This window comes from Marinobacter persicus (assembly GCF_900114155.1).
GTDB lineage: Bacteria > Pseudomonadota > Gammaproteobacteria > Pseudomonadales > Oleiphilaceae > Marinobacter > Marinobacter persicus.
In genome coordinates this window covers 1-16,576 of record NZ_FOSC01000015.1, presented here as the reverse complement: position 1 = coordinate 16,576, position 16,576 = coordinate 1, and the positions used below count along the sequence as shown (strand labels likewise).

At 56.7% G+C, this 16,576-nt stretch carries 13 protein-coding genes and 1 tRNA gene; all 14 read left to right on the top strand.

What is annotated here, in order from left to right:
* The coding region (tuf, locus tag BMZ63_RS14560) for an elongation factor Tu (RefSeq protein ID WP_091706635.1) at positions 1 to 1,101 on the top strand (1,101 nt) is incomplete at its 5' end.
* Between the two features lie 40 nt (positions 1,102 to 1,141).
* A tRNA-Trp gene (locus tag BMZ63_RS14555) sits at positions 1,142 to 1,217 on the top strand.
* Between the two features lie 33 nt (positions 1,218 to 1,250).
* Positions 1,251 to 1,619: a preprotein translocase subunit SecE gene (secE, locus tag BMZ63_RS14550; protein WP_091706633.1), complete on the top strand. Its 369-nt coding sequence runs from the start codon at positions 1,251 to 1,253 to the stop codon at positions 1,617 to 1,619.
* 12 nt (positions 1,620 to 1,631) lie between these two features.
* The gene (gene nusG, locus BMZ63_RS14545; RefSeq protein WP_091706631.1) at positions 1,632 to 2,165 is read left to right on the top strand and encodes a transcription termination/antitermination protein NusG; all 534 of its coding nucleotides are present in this window, start codon (positions 1,632 to 1,634) and stop codon (positions 2,163 to 2,165) included.
* Between the two features lie 116 nt (positions 2,166 to 2,281).
* Complete coding sequence (gene rplK / locus BMZ63_RS14540; RefSeq protein WP_091706630.1) at positions 2,282 to 2,713, top strand: 50S ribosomal protein L11; 432 nt, start codon at positions 2,282 to 2,284, stop codon at positions 2,711 to 2,713.
* A gap of 1 nt (position 2,714) precedes the next feature.
* Positions 2,715 to 3,413 (top strand): 50S ribosomal protein L1, encoded by a 699-nt coding sequence (gene rplA, locus BMZ63_RS14535; protein ID WP_091706628.1) that lies wholly within the window; start codon positions 2,715 to 2,717, stop codon positions 3,411 to 3,413.
* Between the two features lie 218 nt (positions 3,414 to 3,631).
* Positions 3,632 to 4,162, top strand: a complete 531-nt coding sequence (gene rplJ / locus BMZ63_RS14530; RefSeq protein WP_091706627.1) for a 50S ribosomal protein L10 — start codon at positions 3,632 to 3,634, stop codon at positions 4,160 to 4,162.
* Between the two features lie 42 nt (positions 4,163 to 4,204).
* Complete coding sequence (rplL, locus tag BMZ63_RS14525; protein ID WP_091706625.1) at positions 4,205 to 4,582, top strand: 50S ribosomal protein L7/L12; 378 nt, start codon at positions 4,205 to 4,207, stop codon at positions 4,580 to 4,582.
* Between the two features lie 240 nt (positions 4,583 to 4,822).
* Positions 4,823 to 8,902 (top strand): DNA-directed RNA polymerase subunit beta, encoded by a 4,080-nt coding sequence (rpoB, locus tag BMZ63_RS14520; RefSeq protein WP_091706624.1) that lies wholly within the window; start codon positions 4,823 to 4,825, stop codon positions 8,900 to 8,902.
* A 75-nt stretch (positions 8,903 to 8,977) separates the two neighbouring features.
* A complete protein-coding gene (gene rpoC / locus BMZ63_RS14515) occupies positions 8,978 to 13,192 on the top strand; it encodes a DNA-directed RNA polymerase subunit beta' (RefSeq protein ID WP_091706622.1) in 4,215 nt (1,404 codons plus the stop codon).
* A 167-nt stretch (positions 13,193 to 13,359) separates the two neighbouring features.
* Complete coding sequence (gene rpsL, locus BMZ63_RS14510) at positions 13,360 to 13,734, top strand: 30S ribosomal protein S12 (protein ID WP_007154021.1); 375 nt, start codon at positions 13,360 to 13,362, stop codon at positions 13,732 to 13,734.
* A gap of 116 nt (positions 13,735 to 13,850) precedes the next feature.
* A complete protein-coding gene (gene rpsG / locus BMZ63_RS14505) occupies positions 13,851 to 14,321 on the top strand; it encodes a 30S ribosomal protein S7 (protein WP_091706620.1) in 471 nt (156 codons plus the stop codon).
* A gap of 18 nt (positions 14,322 to 14,339) precedes the next feature.
* Entirely contained in the window at positions 14,340 to 16,445 is a 2,106-nt protein-coding gene (gene fusA, locus BMZ63_RS14500; RefSeq protein ID WP_091706618.1) for an elongation factor G, read from the top strand.
* A gap of 35 nt (positions 16,446 to 16,480) precedes the next feature.
* Positions 16,481 to 16,576 (top strand): GTP-binding protein (locus BMZ63_RS14495; protein WP_218141257.1); only part of this gene is annotated, 96 nt, incomplete at its 3' end.

Sequence of the window (16,576 nt, the reverse complement as noted above, 5' to 3'; positions counted from 1 at the left end):
ACCCGTGTTTGTCACGAAGTTTGGGGCACAGGTTCCGCCAGTGCGTTCGACCAGATCGATAACGCACCGGAAGAGAAAGCGCGTGGTATTACCATCGCGACTTCCCACGTAGAGTACGATTCCCCGACTCGCCACTATGCGCACGTTGACTGCCCGGGCCACGCTGACTATGTGAAGAACATGATCACCGGTGCCGCCCAGATGGACGGTGCGATCCTGGTTTGTTCCGCAGCTGACGGCCCCATGCCGCAGACTCGTGAGCACATCCTGCTGTCCCGTCAGGTTGGCGTACCGTACATCGTTGTGTTCCTGAACAAAGCGGACATGGTCGATGACGAAGAGCTGCTTGAGCTGGTTGAGATGGAAGTTCGTGACCTGCTGAGCCAGTACGAGTTCCCGGGCGACGACACTCCGATCGTGACCGGTTCCGCGCTGATGGCGCTGGAAGGCAAGGACGACAACGAAATGGGTACTACTGCCGTCAAGAAGCTGGTAGAAGCTCTGGACGAGTACATCCCGGAGCCGGAGCGTGCGATTGACCAGCCGTTCCTGATGCCGATCGAGGACGTATTCTCCATCTCTGGTCGTGGTACCGTTGTAACCGGCCGTGTTGAGCGCGGTATCGTCAAGACTGGCGACGAAGTTGAAATCGTTGGTATCAAAGACACCGTCAAGACCGTTGTTACCGGTGTTGAGATGTTCCGCAAGCTGCTCGACGAAGGTCGTGCGGGTGAGAACATCGGCGCGCTGCTGCGCGGCACCAAGCGTGACGACGTTGAGCGTGGTCAGGTACTGGCTGTGCCGGGTTCCATCACTCCGCACACCAAGTTCGAGTGCGAAGTGTACGTGCTGGCCAAAGACGAAGGCGGTCGTCACACTCCGTTCTTCAAAGGCTACCGTCCGCAGTTCTACTTCCGTACCACTGACGTGACCGGTTCCTGTGAACTGCCGGAAGGCGTGGAAATGGTAATGCCGGGTGACAACGTGAAGATGTCTGTTACCCTGATCGCCCCGATCGCCATGGAAGATGGCCTGCGCTTCGCGATTCGCGAAGGCGGCCGTACCGTTGGTGCCGGCGTGGTCTCCAAGATCATCGAGTAACCTCCGGGTTACTCTTTGAAGTTGCACTGAGTTTCGGTGCAGGCCAGTAGCTCAATTGGCAGAGCAGCGGTCTCCAAAACCGCAGGTTGGGGGTTCGATTCCCTCCTGGCCTGCCATTTTTTAATTTCCGGATACATAAGCTGATTCCCATGGAGTCAAAAGCCGTTCAATCAACCAGCCGTTTCGATAGTCTGAAGTGGCTGGTTGTTTTCGTTCTGGTTGCCGCCGGTGTTGTCGGCAACCAGTATTTTAGTGCTGAGTCCATTCTTTATCGGGTGTTGGCACTGGTTGCGTTGGGTTTGGTTGCGGCTTTTGTGGCACTGCAAACCAGTCGCGGTCAGCGTTTCGCTGTGCTTCTGAAGGAAGCGCGTGTCGAGATCCGGAAAGTTGTTTGGCCAACCCGTCCGGAACTGGTTCAGACCACGGCGATTGTTGTGGTGTTCGTTCTGGTGGTGGCGCTTATTTTGTGGGGTATGGATTCGCTGGTCAGTTGGCTGGTCGCCGGATTCATCGGATAACGGGAGTGTGCAATGGCTAAGCGCTGGTACGTCGTTCATGCGTATTCTGGCTTTGAAAAGCATGTGATGCGCACTCTGAAAGAGCGTGTTGCTCTTGAGGGCATGGAAGATAAGTTTGGCGAGATCCTGGTCCCGACCGAGGAAGTCGTCGAGATGCGCGACGGGAAGAAGCGCAAGAGCGAGCGGAAGTTTTATCCAGGCTACGTGTTGGTTCAGATGGAGATGGACGATGCCACCTGGCACCTGGTGAAAAACACGCCGCGTGTGCTCGGCTTTATCGGTGGCACGAAAGACAAGCCAGCTCCGATTACCGAGCGTGAGGCGGATGCGATCCTGCGTCGCGTTGAAAGCGGTGCCGAGAAGCCGAAACCGAAAACCCTGTTCGAGCCTGGCGAAATTGTCCGGGTTACCGAGGGTCCCTTCGCTGATTTCAATGGCGTTGTGGAAGAAGTTGACTACGACAAGAGTCGGGTCAAGGTGGCTGTGCTGATCTTCGGCCGTTCGACTCCGGTTGAACTGGAGTTTGGTCAGGTCGAAAAAGAGTAAAGCGACCAAAAGCAAGCAAAGCTCGCGCGCTGAGGTGTCGCGGGCTTTTTGTGTCTGCATTAAGCAGTTTAAACAGAGGGGAGCCGAAAGGCGTTTGAACCCATAGGAGCATTATCATGGCAAAGAAGATTGAAGCGTACATCAAGCTTCAGGTTGCTGCCGGTCAGGCCAACCCGAGTCCCCCCGTTGGCCCGGCACTGGGTCAGCATGGTGTTAACATCATGGAATTCTGTAAGGCGTTCAACGCCAAGACTCAGGACATGGAGCCTGGTCTGCCGATTCCGACCGTTATCACTGTTTATAGCGACCGTAGTTTCACCTTCATCAACAAGACTCCGCCGGCGGCGGTTCTGCTGAAGAAGGCTGCGGGCATCAAGAGTGGCTCTGGCCGTCCGAATACCGACAAGGTCGGCAGCGTGACCCGTGAGCAGCTCGAAGAGATTGTGAAGACCAAAGAGCCGGACCTGACTGCCGCCGACATGGACGCAGCGGTTCGCACTATCGCCGGTACTGCCCGCAGTATGGGCCTGAACGTGGAGGGCCTCTAACATGGCGAAGCTGAGCAAGCGTCAGAAGCTGATTCGTGAAAAAGTAGAGCCTACCCGCGCCTATACCGTGGACGAGGCTGTCAACCTGCTGGTTGAGCTGGGTCAGAACGTCAACTTCAAAGAGTCCGTTGACGTTTCTGTGAACCTGGGCGTGGATGCACGTAAATCCGACCAGGTGGTTCGCAGCAGCACTGTCCTGCCCCATGGCACCGGCAAGAACGTCCGCGTTGCTGTGTTTACCCAGGGCGCCAATGCCGAGAAAGCTACCGCCGCTGGCGCGGATGTGGTCGGCATGGATGACCTGGCAGCGGAAGTCAAGAAAGGCAACATGGACTTCGACGTGGTTATCGCCACTCCCGATGCCATGCGTGTTGTCGGGCAGCTGGGCCAGATCCTGGGTCCCCGTGGCCTGATGCCGAACCCGAAGGTAGGTACTGTAACGCCGGACGTTGAGACCGCCGTCAAGAATGCCAAGGCGGGCCAGGTTCGCTACCGCACTGATAAGAACGGCATTATCCACGCCCCGCTGGGTAACGTTGAATTCTCTGCCCAGAACATCAAGGAAAACCTTGAAGCTCTGATCGCAGACCTGAAAAAGGCCAAGCCTTCATCGTCGAAGGGTGTTTATCTGAAGAAGATCAGCATCTCTTCTACCATGGGTCCTGGCCTGACTATCGATCAGGGCTCTCTGAGCATCTGATTGTCTGATCGGTAGTTACTTTGTAGTCATGGCGGAAGCCAAGGCTGTCAAAGACCGCAGGCCCCCAGGCTCCCGCTTTGCGGGAGCCAGAGGGGTTAAAGAAATGCCTGCGCAGACGGTGTGAAGACGTTCTCTCTGAACCCAAACACCGTAAGGCGCTCCGCAAGGAGCAATAATGGGTTTGCCGGCAAATGTCGGCGAAATCGAGGAGAAAACCAGTGGCAATTAGACTCGAAGACAAGAAGGCGATCGTCGCTGAAGTCAACGAGACTGCTGGTACTGCTCTGTCTGTGGTTTTGGCTGATTACCGCGGTGTCACCTCCGGTGACATGACCGCACTTCGTGCCAAGGCTCGTGCCGAAAATGTTCGCCTGAAGGTTGTTCGTAACAACCTGGCGAAGATTGCCATCAAAGGTACCGAGTACGAGTGCATCGAAGAAGCTCTGGTTGGCCCGACCATTCTGGCGTTCTCTATGGAAGATCCGGGTGCCGCCGCGCGCCTGTTGAAGGATTTTGCCAAAGAGAAAGAGGCTTTCGAGATCAAGGGTCTGGCTGTCGGCGGTGAGCTGATGGGCGCAGAACAGATCGATCGCCTTGCCAAGCTGCCGACGCTGCACGAAGCGTTGACCAAGCTGGCCGTTGTTACACAGGCACCAGTTACCAAGCTCGTACGCAGCCTGAACGATATTCCGGGACGGATTACGCGTGTTGTAGCTGCAGTCCGGGACGAGAAGCGCGACGCTGCTTGATTCCGTTGAAAACCATTTTTTTATTTTTGGGAGAAAGTCATCATGGCTCTGTCTAAAGACGATATTTTGAATGCAATTGCTGAAATGAGCGTAATGGAAGTTGTTGAGCTCGTTGAAGCAATGGAAGAGAAGTTTAACGTTTCTGCTGAAGCTGCTGTTGCTGCTGCTCCGGCTGCTGCCGGTGGCGAAGCTGCCGCTGCTGAAGAACAGACTGAATTTGACGTTGTTCTGACCGGTCCGGGTGAGAAGAAGGTCAACGTAATCAAGGCCGTTCGTGAACTGACTGGCCTGGGTCTGAAAGAAGCGAAGGAAATGGTTGACGGCGCTCCGTCTACCGTTAAAGAAGGTGCTTCCAAGGAAGACGCCGAAGCAGCCAAGACCAAGCTTGAGGAAGCAGGCGCTTCTGTTGAGCTTAAGTAAGAGTCGGCTGTTGATCGACACCGTGCGATAAGCATGGACAGGCTGGTGGCTCAGGGCCACCGGCCTTTTTCTGTTGTATATGCTATAGAGTCTGGTGAGCAATAAAGGTTGTTGTCAGTTCTATAACCTACAGCCAGAGTCTTATTCAAGACGGCGCGATATGCCGAGCAATTCGGCCCCGAAGCAGAACATTTATTGCTTCTTGATACCAGGTATCAGGTCTAACGCTGGGGAATGCAGATGACTTACTCCTATACTGAGAAAAAGCGGATTCGCAAAGACTTTAGTAAATTGCCTTCCGTGATGGACGTCCCCTATTTGCTGTCTATACAGCTGAATTCGTTCCGGGACTTCCTGCAAATGGAAGCCGCTCCTGAGGACCGCCGGGAAACCGGTCTTCACGCAGCCTTCAAATCCGTATTCCCGATTGTCAGTTACTCTGGCAACGCCGCGCTCGAGTATGTGAGCTACCGAATTGGCGAGCCAGTGTTTGATGTCAAGGAATGTCAGCTCAGGGGCGTTACCTACGCCGCGCCGCTGCGGGTAAAAGTCCGCCTTATCATTTATGACAAGGACTCGTCCAACAAGGCGATCAAGGACATCAAGGAACAAGAAGTCTACATGGGCGAAATGCCCCTGATGACTGAAAACGGTACCTTCGTTATCAACGGTACCGAACGAGTTATTGTTTCCCAGCTGCATCGTTCACCTGGCGTGTTCTTCGATCACGACAAGGGCAAAACGCATTCGTCCGGCAAGCTGCTGTATTCAGCCCGGGTGATTCCTTACCGTGGTTCCTGGCTCGACTTCGAGTTCGATCCGAAGGACAGTGTGTTTGTGCGTATCGACCGTCGCCGTAAACTACCGGCGAGTATTCTGCTGCGAGGTTTGGGCTACACCTCCGAGCAGATGCTGGAAATGTTCTTCGACACGTCCAAGTTTGCGCTGGGCGAGGAAAAGTGCAAGCTCGAGCTGGTGCCCAGCCGTCTGCGCGGTGATATTGCCACTTTTGATATCAAGGATCAGGAAGGCAACGTCATCGTCGAAGAAGGCCGTCGTGTTACCGCGCGCCATATCAAGCAGCTGGAAAAGGCCGGCATCAGCGAACTGGAAGTGCCGACCGAATACCTGTATGGCCGGGTACTGGCCAAGGACATGATTGACCAGGCCACCGGTGAGGTGCTGGTCGAATGTAATACCGAGCTTACCGAAGAAGTCGTTCAGAAGATTCTGGACGCCGGTGTTACTGATATTGAAACCCTGTACACCAACGATCTGGACTGCGGCCCGTTCATGTCCGATACCCTGCGTATCGACCCGACCCGCACGCCGCTGGAAGCGTTGGTTGAAATCTACCGCATGATGCGCCCGGGCGAGCCGCCCACCAAGGAATCCGCGGAGAACCTGTTTAACAACCTGTTCTTCTCCGAGGAGCGCTATGACCTGTCGTCAGTCGGCCGCATGAAGCTGAACCGTCGTCTGGGTCGCGAAGAGAGCACCGGCGAAGGTACGCTGACTCACGAAGACATCATTGATGTTCTCAAAACCCTGATTGCCATTCGTAATGGCCAGGGGCAGGTGGACGACATTGATAACCTGGGCAACCGTCGTGTGCGTTGCGTGGGTGAAATGGCGGAAAACCAGTTCCGTGTTGGTCTTGTGCGTGTTGAGCGTGCCGTGCGCGAGCGTCTGAGCCTGGCCGAAAGCGAAGGCCTGATGCCGCAGGACCTGATCAACGCCAAGCCGGTGGCTGCAGCGGTTAAAGAGTTCTTCGGCTCCAGTCAGCTGTCGCAGTTCATGGACCAGAACAACCCGCTGTCCGAGGTGACTCACAAGCGCCGTATCTCCGCGCTCGGGCCAGGTGGCCTGACCCGTGAGCGTGCCGGCTTCGAGGTTCGTGACGTACACCCGACCCACTATGGCCGTGTGTGCCCGATCGAGACTCCGGAAGGTCCGAACATCGGTCTGATCAACTCGTTGGCGACCTATGCCCGCTCCAACTCCTACGGCTTCCTGGAAAGCCCGTACCGGAAGGTGGTTGATGGCGTGGTTACCGATGAAGTGGTTTACCTCTCCGCCATTGAAGAGAGCAACTACATCATCGCACAGGCCAGCGCAGAAACCGACGAGAACAAGCGCCTCACCGACGAGCTGGTAACCGTTCGTCACCTGAACGAATTTACTGTTGCGCCGCCGGAAGCCGTTAACTTCATGGACGTGTCGCCGCGCCAGGTTGTGTCTGTTGCGGCCTCATTGATTCCGTTCCTTGAGCACGACGATGCTAACCGCGCACTGATGGGCGCGAACATGCAGCGTCAGGCAGTGCCGACGCTGAAGGCGCAGGTGCCGTTGGTGGGTACCGGTGTTGAGCGCACGGTAGCCCAGGATTCCGGTGTGTGCGTGACCGCCAACCGCGGCGGTGTTATCGAGAGCGTGGACGCAGCGCGCATCGTGGTGCGTGTTAATGACGCGGAAACCGAAGCGGGTGACGCCGGTGTGGATATCTACAACCTCACCAAATACACCCGTTCGAACCAGAACACCTGTATCAACCAGCGTTCGATCGTACGCGAAGGTGATGTGATTGCCCGTGGTGACGTTCTGGCCGATGGCCCGTCCGTGGACCTCGGTGAGCTGGCCCTGGGCCAGAACATGCGCATCGCGTTCATGCCCTGGAACGGCTACAACTTCGAGGATTCCATCCTGATCTCCGAGAAGGTGGTTCAGGAAGACCGTCTGACCACGATCCACATCCAGGAACTGACCTGTGTGGCCCGTGACACCAAGCTCGGCAGCGAAGAAATTACGTCCGATATCCCGAACGTGGGTGAAAGTGCGCTGTCCAAGCTGGATGAGTCCGGTGTGGTTTACATTGGCGCGGAAGTTGGCCCGGGTGACATTCTGGTGGGTAAGGTGACGCCGAAGGGCGAAACCCAGCTGACACCGGAGGAGAAGCTTCTGCGTGCCATCTTCGGTGAGAAGGCGTCCGATGTTAAGGACACCTCCCAGCGTGTACCCACGGGTACCCGGGGCACCGTCATCGACGTACAGGTCTTTACCCGCGACGGTATTGAAAAAGATGCCCGGGCCTTGTCGATCGAGAAAGAACAGCTCGATAAATACCGCAAGGACCTGAAAGACGAATACCGGATCGTCGAAGGCGCCACTTTTGAACGACTGATGGCGGCCCTGAAAGGCCAGGAAGTGATCAGCGGTCCGGGCGGTGTGAAGAAAGGCAGTAAGCTCGACGAAGCTTATCTGGCCGAACTCCCGCGCGCCGACTGGTTCAAGCTTCGCATGAAGGACGAGGCCCTGAACGAGCTGCTGGAGAAATCCGAGCAGGGTCTGGAAGAGCGCAAGAAAGAGCACGAAGCGCGCTTCGAAGACAAGAAGGGCAAACTCCAGCAGGGCGACGACCTGGCGCCGGGCGTACTGAAAATCGTCAAGGTGTACCTGGCGATAAAACGTCGCATCCAGCCGGGTGACAAGATGGCCGGTCGTCACGGTAACAAGGGTGTTATTTCTGCGGTTATGCCGATCGAGGATATGCCGCACGATGAGCACGGCGTGACGGTAGATGTGGTCCTCAACCCGCTGGGTGTACCGTCGCGGATGAACGTTGGTCAGGTACTGGAAACCCATCTGGGTATGGCTGCCAAGGGCCTGGGCGACAAGATCAGCCGCATGCTCGAAGAGCAGCGCAAGGTCGCCGAGCTGCGTGAGCTGCTCGACAAGATCTACAATCACTCGGACGAAGTGTTCAAGGTTGATCTGGACTCCCTGTCTGATCAGGAGATCCTCGAGCTGTGCAACAACCTGCGTGACGGTGTGCCGATGGCAACGCCGGTGTTCGACGGCGCGCAAGAGCGTGAAGTCAAACACATGCTGGAGCTGGCCGATCTGGATACCAGTGGTCAGGTCACACTGTACGACGGCCGCACCGGCGATGCGTTTGACCGTCCGGTAACCGTGGGCTACATGTACATCCTCAAGCTGAACCACTTGATCGATGACAAGATGCACGCTCGTTCCACCGGCTCTTACAGCCTGGTTACCCAGCAGCCGTTGGGTGGTAAGGCTCAGTTCGGTGGCCAGCGCTTCGGTGAGATGGAAGTCTGGGCATTGGAGGCGTACGGCGCCGCCTATACCCTGCAGGAAATGCTCACCGTCAAGTCGGACGACGTCAACGGCCGGACCAAAATGTACAAGAACATTGTCGATGGCGATCATCGCATGGAGCCGGGCATGCCCGAGTCCTTCAACGTTCTTGTCAAGGAAATCCGCTCGTTGGGTATCGACATCGAGCTGGAATCCGAGTGAGCCGAATTTTTTTGGCAGCGTGAGCGGGCACCTCGTGTGCCCGCCCGAGATTAACGCCATCCGGAGCTTTTACTGATGAAAGATTTGCTGAATCTTCTCAAGAGCCAGAATCAGAGCAAGGAATTCGATGCCATCCGCATTGGCCTCGCATCCCCTGACATGATTCGCTCCTGGTCTTTTGGTGAAGTGAAAAAGCCTGAGACCATCAACTACCGTACCTTCAAGCCGGAGCGTGACGGTCTTTTCTGTGCCAAGATCTTCGGCCCGATCAAGGATTACGAGTGCCTGTGCGGCAAATACAAGCGCCTGAAGCACCGCGGTGTGATCTGTGAAAAGTGCGGCGTTGAAGTTGCACTGGCCAGTGTCCGCCGTGATCGCATGGGTCATATCGAGCTGGCCAGCCCGGTCGCGCACATCTGGTTCCTGAAGTCTCTGCCGTCCCGCATCGGCCTGATGCTGGATATGACCCTGCGTGACATCGAGCGGGTCCTGTACTTCGAATCCTTTATCGTCATCGATCCGGGCATGACCACCCTGGAAAAGGGCCAGCTGCTGAACGACGAGCAGTACTATGAAGCCCTGGAAGAGTTCGGCGACGAATTCGACGCCCGTATGGGTGCCGAGGCGGTGAAAGAACTGCTGGAAAATATCGATATTCAGGAAGAGGTGGATGCCCTGCGCGAAGAAATTCCGCAGACCAACTCCGAAACCAAGATCAAGAAATTCAGCAAGCGTCTGAAGATCCTTGAGGCCTTCCTGTATTCCGGCAACAAGCCGGGCGATATGATCATGACCGTTCTGCCGGTCCTGCCGCCCGACCTGCGTCCGCTGGTACCGCTGGACGGTGGCCGCTTTGCCACCTCCGACCTGAACGACCTGTACCGTCGCGTGATCAACCGGAACAACCGCCTGAAGCGCCTGCTGGAGCTGAACGCGCCCGACATCATCGTGCGTAACGAAAAGCGTATGCTGCAGGAATCCGTGGACGCACTGCTGGACAACGGCCGTCGTGGCCGTGCCATCACCGGCACCAACAAGCGTCCGCTGAAGTCCTTGGCCGACATGATCAAGGGTAAGCAGGGTCGTTTCCGTCAGAACCTGCTGGGCAAGCGTGTGGATTACTCCGGTCGTTCGGTGATCGTGGTGGGTCCGTACCTGCGTCTGCATCAGTGTGGTCTGCCCAAGAAGATGGCCCTGGAGCTGTTCAAGCCGTTTATTTTCTCCAAGCTTGAGCATCGTGGCCTGGCGACCACCATCAAGGCCGCCAAGAAGATGGTCGAGCGTGAGGAAGGCGTGGTCTGGGATATCCTGGACGAAGTCATCCGTGAGCACCCGATCATGCTGAACCGCGCGCCGACCCTGCACCGTCTGGGTATCCAGGCGTTCGAACCGGTATTGATTGAAGGCAAGGCGATTCAGCTGCACCCGCTGGTGTGTGCGGCCTATAACGCCGACTTCGATGGTGACCAGATGGCGGTGCACCTGCCGCTGACCCTGGAAGCCCAGCTTGAAGCCCGTGCGTTGATGATGTCCACCAACAACGTGCTGTCGCCGGCCAACGGTGAGCCGATCATCGTGCCGTCCCAGGACGTGGTACTCGGCCTGTATTACATGACCCGTGAGCGCAAGAGTGCGCTGGGCGAGGGCATGGTGTTCGCCGATGTAAAAGAAGCTCACCGCGCCTATGGCGCCGGCAAGGTCGATCTGCAGGCCATCGTCAAGGTGCGTGTCAAGCAGGTCACCTACGATGAGCAGGGCGAAAAAGTGGAGGTTCACAAGATCGTGGACACCACCGTCGGCCGTGCGTTGTTGTTCGATATCCTGCCGGATGGCCTGGAGTACGACATCATCAACAAGCCGATGGTGAAGAAAGCGATCTCCAACCTGATCAACACCTGTTACCGTGACGCCGGTCTGAAAGATACGGTTATCTTCGCTGACCAGCTGATGTACATGGGTTATCACTATGCCACCGTTTCCGGCATCTCCATCGGCTTTAACGATTTCGAGATTCCGCCGGAAAAATACGAGATGGTGGATGCGGCGTCGGCCGAGGTTAAGGACATCGAAAACCAGTACGCGTCCGGTCTGCTGACCCAGGGCGAGAAGTACAACAAGGTCATCGATATCTGGTCCCGCGCCAACGACAAGGTCTCCAAGGCCATGATGGAGCGTCTGTCCCAGGAGCAGGTGATTGGTCCTGATGGCAAACCGGTTCAGGGTGAAGACGGTGAAGACCTGATGCAGGAGTCGTTCAACTCCGTGTACATGATGGCCGACTCCGGCGCCCGGGGTTCCCCCGCGCAGATCCGTCAGCTGGCCGGTATGCGTGGTCTGATGGCGAAGCCGGATGGCTCGATCATCGAAACGCCGATCACCGCGAACTTCCGTGAAGGTCTGAACGTACTCCAGTACTTCATCTCCACCCACGGTGCCCGTAAGGGTCTGGCGGATACCGCACTGAAGACCGCGAACTCCGGTTACCTGACCCGTCGTCTGGTTGACGTCTCCCAGGACCTGGTGGTGACCGAAGAAGACTGTGGCACCGACGAAGGCCTGCTGATGACGCCGCACATCGAAGGCGGCGACGTGGTTGTACCGCTGGGCGACCGTGTACTGGGTCGTGTGACCGCCCGTGACGCGTTCACGCCGATCGACAAGGAAAACGCGGTGATTCCGGCCGGCACCCTGCTGGACGAGAAAGCCGTTGAGACCCTGGAACGTGCCGGTGTGGACGAAGTATGGGTACGCTCCGCGATCACCTGTGACACCCGTTACGGTATCTGTTCGAAGTGTTACGGCCGTGACCTGGCCCGTGGCCACGAAGTTAACGTGGGCGAGGCTGTCGGTGTTATCGCAGCCCAGTCCATCGGTGAACCGGGTACCCAGCTGACCATGCGTACGTTCCACATTGGTGGTGCGGCAAGCCGGGCCTCTGCGGTTGACAACATCCAGGTTAAGCACGGCGGTACCGTACGCCTGCACAACCTGAAGTCGATCGAGAAGAAAGACGGTTCGCTGGTTGTTATTTCACGCTCCTCCGCATTGGCCATCGCTGATGATCAGGGCCGTGAGCGCGAGTGGTACAAACTGCCGTATGGTGCAGTACTGTCGGTCAAGAACGGCGACGAGGTCGAAGCTGGTGTTGTGGTGGCCAAGTGGGATCCGCACACTCACCCGATCATCGCCGAAGCCGAAGGCACCGTGAAGTTCGTCCATATGGACCAGGGCATTACTGTCCGCACCCAGACCGACGAACTCACCGGTCTGTCCACCATGGAAGTGATCGATCCGAAGGATCGTCCGGCCGCTGGTAAGGACATTCGTCCGGCGATCCAGCTCGTTGACGAAAGCGGAAACGACGTGGAGCTGCCGGGTGGCGGCACGGCCATGTTCTTCCTGCCGGCCAACGCGCTGGTGACCATGGCCAACGGCGCCAAGGTCGAGCTGGGTGACGTGGTTGCCCGTATTCCGCAGGAAAGCTCCAAGACACGGGATATCACCGGTGGTCTGCCCCGGGTTGCCGACCTGTTCGAGGCCCGTCGTCCGAAAGAGTCGTCCATCCTGGCGGAGACCAGTGGTGTGGTGTCCTTCGGTAAAGAAACCAAGGGCAAGAAGCGTCTGGTGATCACGCCGCGTGACGGCGATCCGTATGAGGTGCTGATTCCGAAGCATCGTCAGCTCAACGTGTTCGAAGGTGAAACCGTTGAGAAGGGCGAGGTGATCTCCGACGGTCCGTCCAACCCGCATGACATTCTGCGTCTGCTGGGTGTGGTGGAACTGGCCAAGTACATCACCAACGAGATCCAGGACGTGTACCGCTTGCAGGGTGTTGTCATCAACGATAAACACATCGAGGTTATCGTTCGTCAGATGCTGCGCAAAGTGGAAATCACCGATCCGGGCGACACCACGCTGCTGTCCGGCGACCAGGTGGAAATCACCCAGGTTCTGGAAGAAAACGAACGTGCCGAAGCGGCTGACAAGGAACCGGCGAAGTACCAGCGTTTGCTGTTGGGTATCACCAAGGCGTCCCTGGCTACCGAGTCGTTCATTTCCGCGGCCTCGTTCCAGGAGACCACGCGGGTTCTGACCGAAGGCGCGGTCAACGGCAAGCGCGATTACCTGCGCGGGCTGAAAGAAAACGTGGTGGTGGGTCGCCTGATCCCGGCCGGTACCGGTCTGGCGTATCACAACGAGCGCCGCCGCAAGCGTGAACTGGAAGAGCAGGGCGTGACTGCGGCGGATGTCGAAGAAGCGCTGAGCGCCGAACTCAACCGCGAAAGCTGAGTTGGGCGTAACCACCCTGCGGGTAGATACCTATCCGCAAGGTGGTTAAAAAGAGATCAGTCAGCTTGACTGACCCGGGACGCAGGCTTAAACTTGCGTCCCTTAAATTTTACCCCCTTCACTGGGGGTAAGTTTCATTGGAATAGCTTTTTTTGGAGTTTGCTTACATGGCAACGATTAATCAGTTGGTGCGTAAGCCTCGTAAGCGCAAGGCAGCCAAGAGCGATGTACCTGCTCTGCAGGCCTGCCCGCAGCGCCGTGGTGTGTGCACTCGTGTGTACACCACAACGCCGAAGAAGCCGAACTCAGCACTGCGTAAAGTGTGCCGTGTTCGTCTGACCAACGGCTACGAGGTTTCCTCATACATTGGTGGTGAAGGTCACAACCTTCAGGAGCACAGTGTTGTGCTGATCCGCGGCGGTCGAGTAAAAGACTTGCCGGGTGTGCGCTATCACACTGTTCGCGGTACTTTGGACACCCAGGGTGTGCAGAACCGTAAGCAGGGCCGCTCCAAGTACGGTGCAAAACGACCCAAGTCCTGATGTCCCGCACGGGTGTCTTTTATCGTTGCTTGTCAGAACGGTAAGAGTAAGGCTGAGTAGCAGATATGCTATCTCAGGGGTTCCTGAAGACCTTTTAGATATATAAGGGCTTATCGATGCCTAGAAGAAGAGTTGCAGCAAAACGGGAAATTATCCCGGATCCGAAATTCGGCAGTGCACGTCTTGCCAAGTTCATCAACCACGTGATGGAAAGCGGCAAGAAATCCGTTGCAGAGCGCATTGTTTATGGCGCGCTCGACATTGTTGCCGAAAAATCCAAGGAAGAGCCGATCGACATGTTCGAAAAGGCCCTGGAAAACATCCAGCCGATGGTGGAAGTTAAATCCCGCCGTGTTGGTGGTGCCACCTACCAGGTGCCGGTAGAAGTACGGCCTTCCCGTCAGAACGCGCTGGCCATGCGCTGGCTCGTAGAATTTTCACGGAAGCGCGGTGAGAAAAGCATGGCTCAGCGTCTGGCTGGCGAAATTCTGGACGCCGCCGACAGCAAAGGTTCCGCTGTGAAGAAGCGCGAAGACGTGCATCGCATGGCCGACGCCAACAAGGCATTCTCTCACTTCCGTTTCTAAACAGCCGAGGTTTATATCGTGGCACGCAAGACTCCGATCAAACGTTACAGAAACATTGGTATCTGTGCGCACGTGGATGCGGGCAAGACCACCACGACCGAACGTATCCTGTACTACACCGGTCGTAGCCATAAGATGGGTGAAACCCATGATGGCGCATCCACTACTGACTGGATGGCGCAGGAGCAGGAGCGTGGTATCACCATTACCTCCGCGGCTGTTACCACCTTCTGGCAGGGTATGGACAAGCAGTATCCTGAGCACCGGATCAACATCATCGACACCCCGGGACACGTTGACTTCACCATCGAAGTTGAGCGTTCCCTGCGTGTTCTCGATGGTGCGGTCGTGGTGTTCTGTGCGTCCTCTGGTGTAGAGCCGCAGTCCGAGACTGTTTGGCGCCAGGCCAACAAGTACGAAGTTCCGCGCATGGTGTTCGTCAACAAGATGGACCGTGCAGGCGCTGACTTCATGCGTGTTGTTAACCAGATTCGTGATCGCCTGGGTGCGACCACCATCCCCATTCAGCTGCCGATCGGCGCTGAAGACGAGTTCGAGGGTGTGGTTGACCTGCTTCGCATGAAGGCCATCTACTGGAACGACGCCGACATGGGCATGACCTACGAAACCAAGGACATTCCCGAGTCGATGAAGGACGAGGCCGAGGCGGCCTACGAAGAGATGGTTGAGGCTGCCGCCGAAGCCAACGAAGAGCTGATGGACAAGTACCTCGAAGAGGGCGAGCTGACCATCGACGAAATCAAGGCCGGTCTGCGTCAGCGTACCATTGCCAACGAAATCGTCCTGGCTACCTGTGGCTCCGCCTTCAAGAACAAAGGCGTTCAGGCTGCTCTGGATACCGTCATCGAATTCCTGCCGGCGCCGGACGAAGTCAAGGCGATTACCGGTGAAGTTGATGACGAAGGTACCGAAGAAACCCGTCCGGTCGATGACGACGCTCCGTTCGCCGCTCTGGCGTTCAAAATCGCGACTGACCCTTTCGTGGGTACTCTGACCTTCTTCCGTGTTTACTCCGGTAAGCTGGAAAGCGGTAACGCTGTCTTTAACTCGGTTAAGGGCAAGAAAGAGCGTGTGGGCCGTATGGTTCAGATGCACGCCAATGACCGTGAAGAGATCAAAGAAGTGCTGGCCGGCGACATCGCCGCTGCCATCGGCCTGAAGAACGTGACCACCGGTGACACTCTGTGTGACGAGAACCACAAGATCGTTCTCGAGCGTATGGAATTCCCCGAGCCGGTTATCTCCGTTGCGGTTGAGCCGAAATCCAAGGCCGACCAGGAAAAGATGGGTGTGGCGCTGGGCAAGCTCGCCCAGGAAGATCCGTCTTTCCGTGTTCGCACCGATGAAGAGTCCGGTCAGACCATCATCTCCGGTATGGGTGAGCTGCACCTGGACATCATCGTTGACCGCATGAAGCGTGAGTTCAAGGTGGAAGCGAACATCGGTAAACCGCAGGTGGCTTACCGTGAGTGCATCCGCAAGGCCGTGGATGTTGAAGGCAAGTTTGTTCGTCAGTCCGGCGGTCGTGGTCAGTATGGTCACGTCAAGCTGAAGCTCGAGCCGCTGCCGCTGGATGATGAAGATGGCGAAAACTTTATCTTCGTGAATGAGATCGTTGGTGGTGTGGTTCCGAAGGAATACATCCCGGCGGTTCAGCAGGGTATTGAAGAGCAGATGCAGAACGGCTGTCTGGCCGGTTATCCGCTGCTGCGCATCAAGGCAACCCTGTATGACGGTTCCTATCACGATGTGGATTCCAACGAGATGGCCTTTAAGGTTGCCGGCTCCATGGCAATGAAGAAAGGCGCTCTGGAAGCGAATCCGGCACTGTTGGAGCCGATGATGAAGGTTGAAGTCATCACCCCGGAAGACTACATGGGTGATGTCGTAGGCGACCTGAACCGTCGTCGCGGCCTGGTCCAGGGCATGGAAGACGTGCCTGCGGGCAAGGCTATCCGCGCCGAAGTTCCGTTGTCGGAGATGTTTGGTTACGCCACCGACCTGCGTTCTGCAACTCAGGGCCGGGCGTCATACGCGATGGAGTTTGCCGGTTATTCCGAAGCTCCTTCGAACATTGCCGATGCGATCATTAAACAGGGTTGATCCCCAGAATTTAAGAAACAGGAAGAGGTGTAACCGTGTCTAAAGAAAAATTTGAGCGTAGTAAACCGCACTTGAACGTGGGCACCATCGGTCACGTTGACCATGGTAAAACCACTCTGACCGCTGCTCTG

Coding starts and splice junctions, on each gene's coding strand:
- rpsL (WP_007154021.1), top strand. CDS start 13,360: ATGGCAACGATTAATCAGTTGGTGCGTAAGCCTCGTAAGCGCAAGGCA.
- rplA (WP_091706628.1), top strand. CDS start 2,715: ATGGCGAAGCTGAGCAAGCGTCAGAAGCTGATTCGTGAAAAAGTAGAG.
- rpoB (WP_091706624.1), top strand. CDS start 4,823: ATGACTTACTCCTATACTGAGAAAAAGCGGATTCGCAAAGACTTTAGT.
- rplK (WP_091706630.1), top strand. CDS start 2,282: ATGGCAAAGAAGATTGAAGCGTACATCAAGCTTCAGGTTGCTGCCGGT.
- secE (WP_091706633.1), top strand. CDS start 1,251: ATGGAGTCAAAAGCCGTTCAATCAACCAGCCGTTTCGATAGTCTGAAG.
- nusG (WP_091706631.1), top strand. CDS start 1,632: ATGGCTAAGCGCTGGTACGTCGTTCATGCGTATTCTGGCTTTGAAAAG.
- rplL (WP_091706625.1), top strand. CDS start 4,205: ATGGCTCTGTCTAAAGACGATATTTTGAATGCAATTGCTGAAATGAGC.
- rpoC (WP_091706622.1), top strand. CDS start 8,978: ATGAAAGATTTGCTGAATCTTCTCAAGAGCCAGAATCAGAGCAAGGAA.
- rpsG (WP_091706620.1), top strand. CDS start 13,851: ATGCCTAGAAGAAGAGTTGCAGCAAAACGGGAAATTATCCCGGATCCG.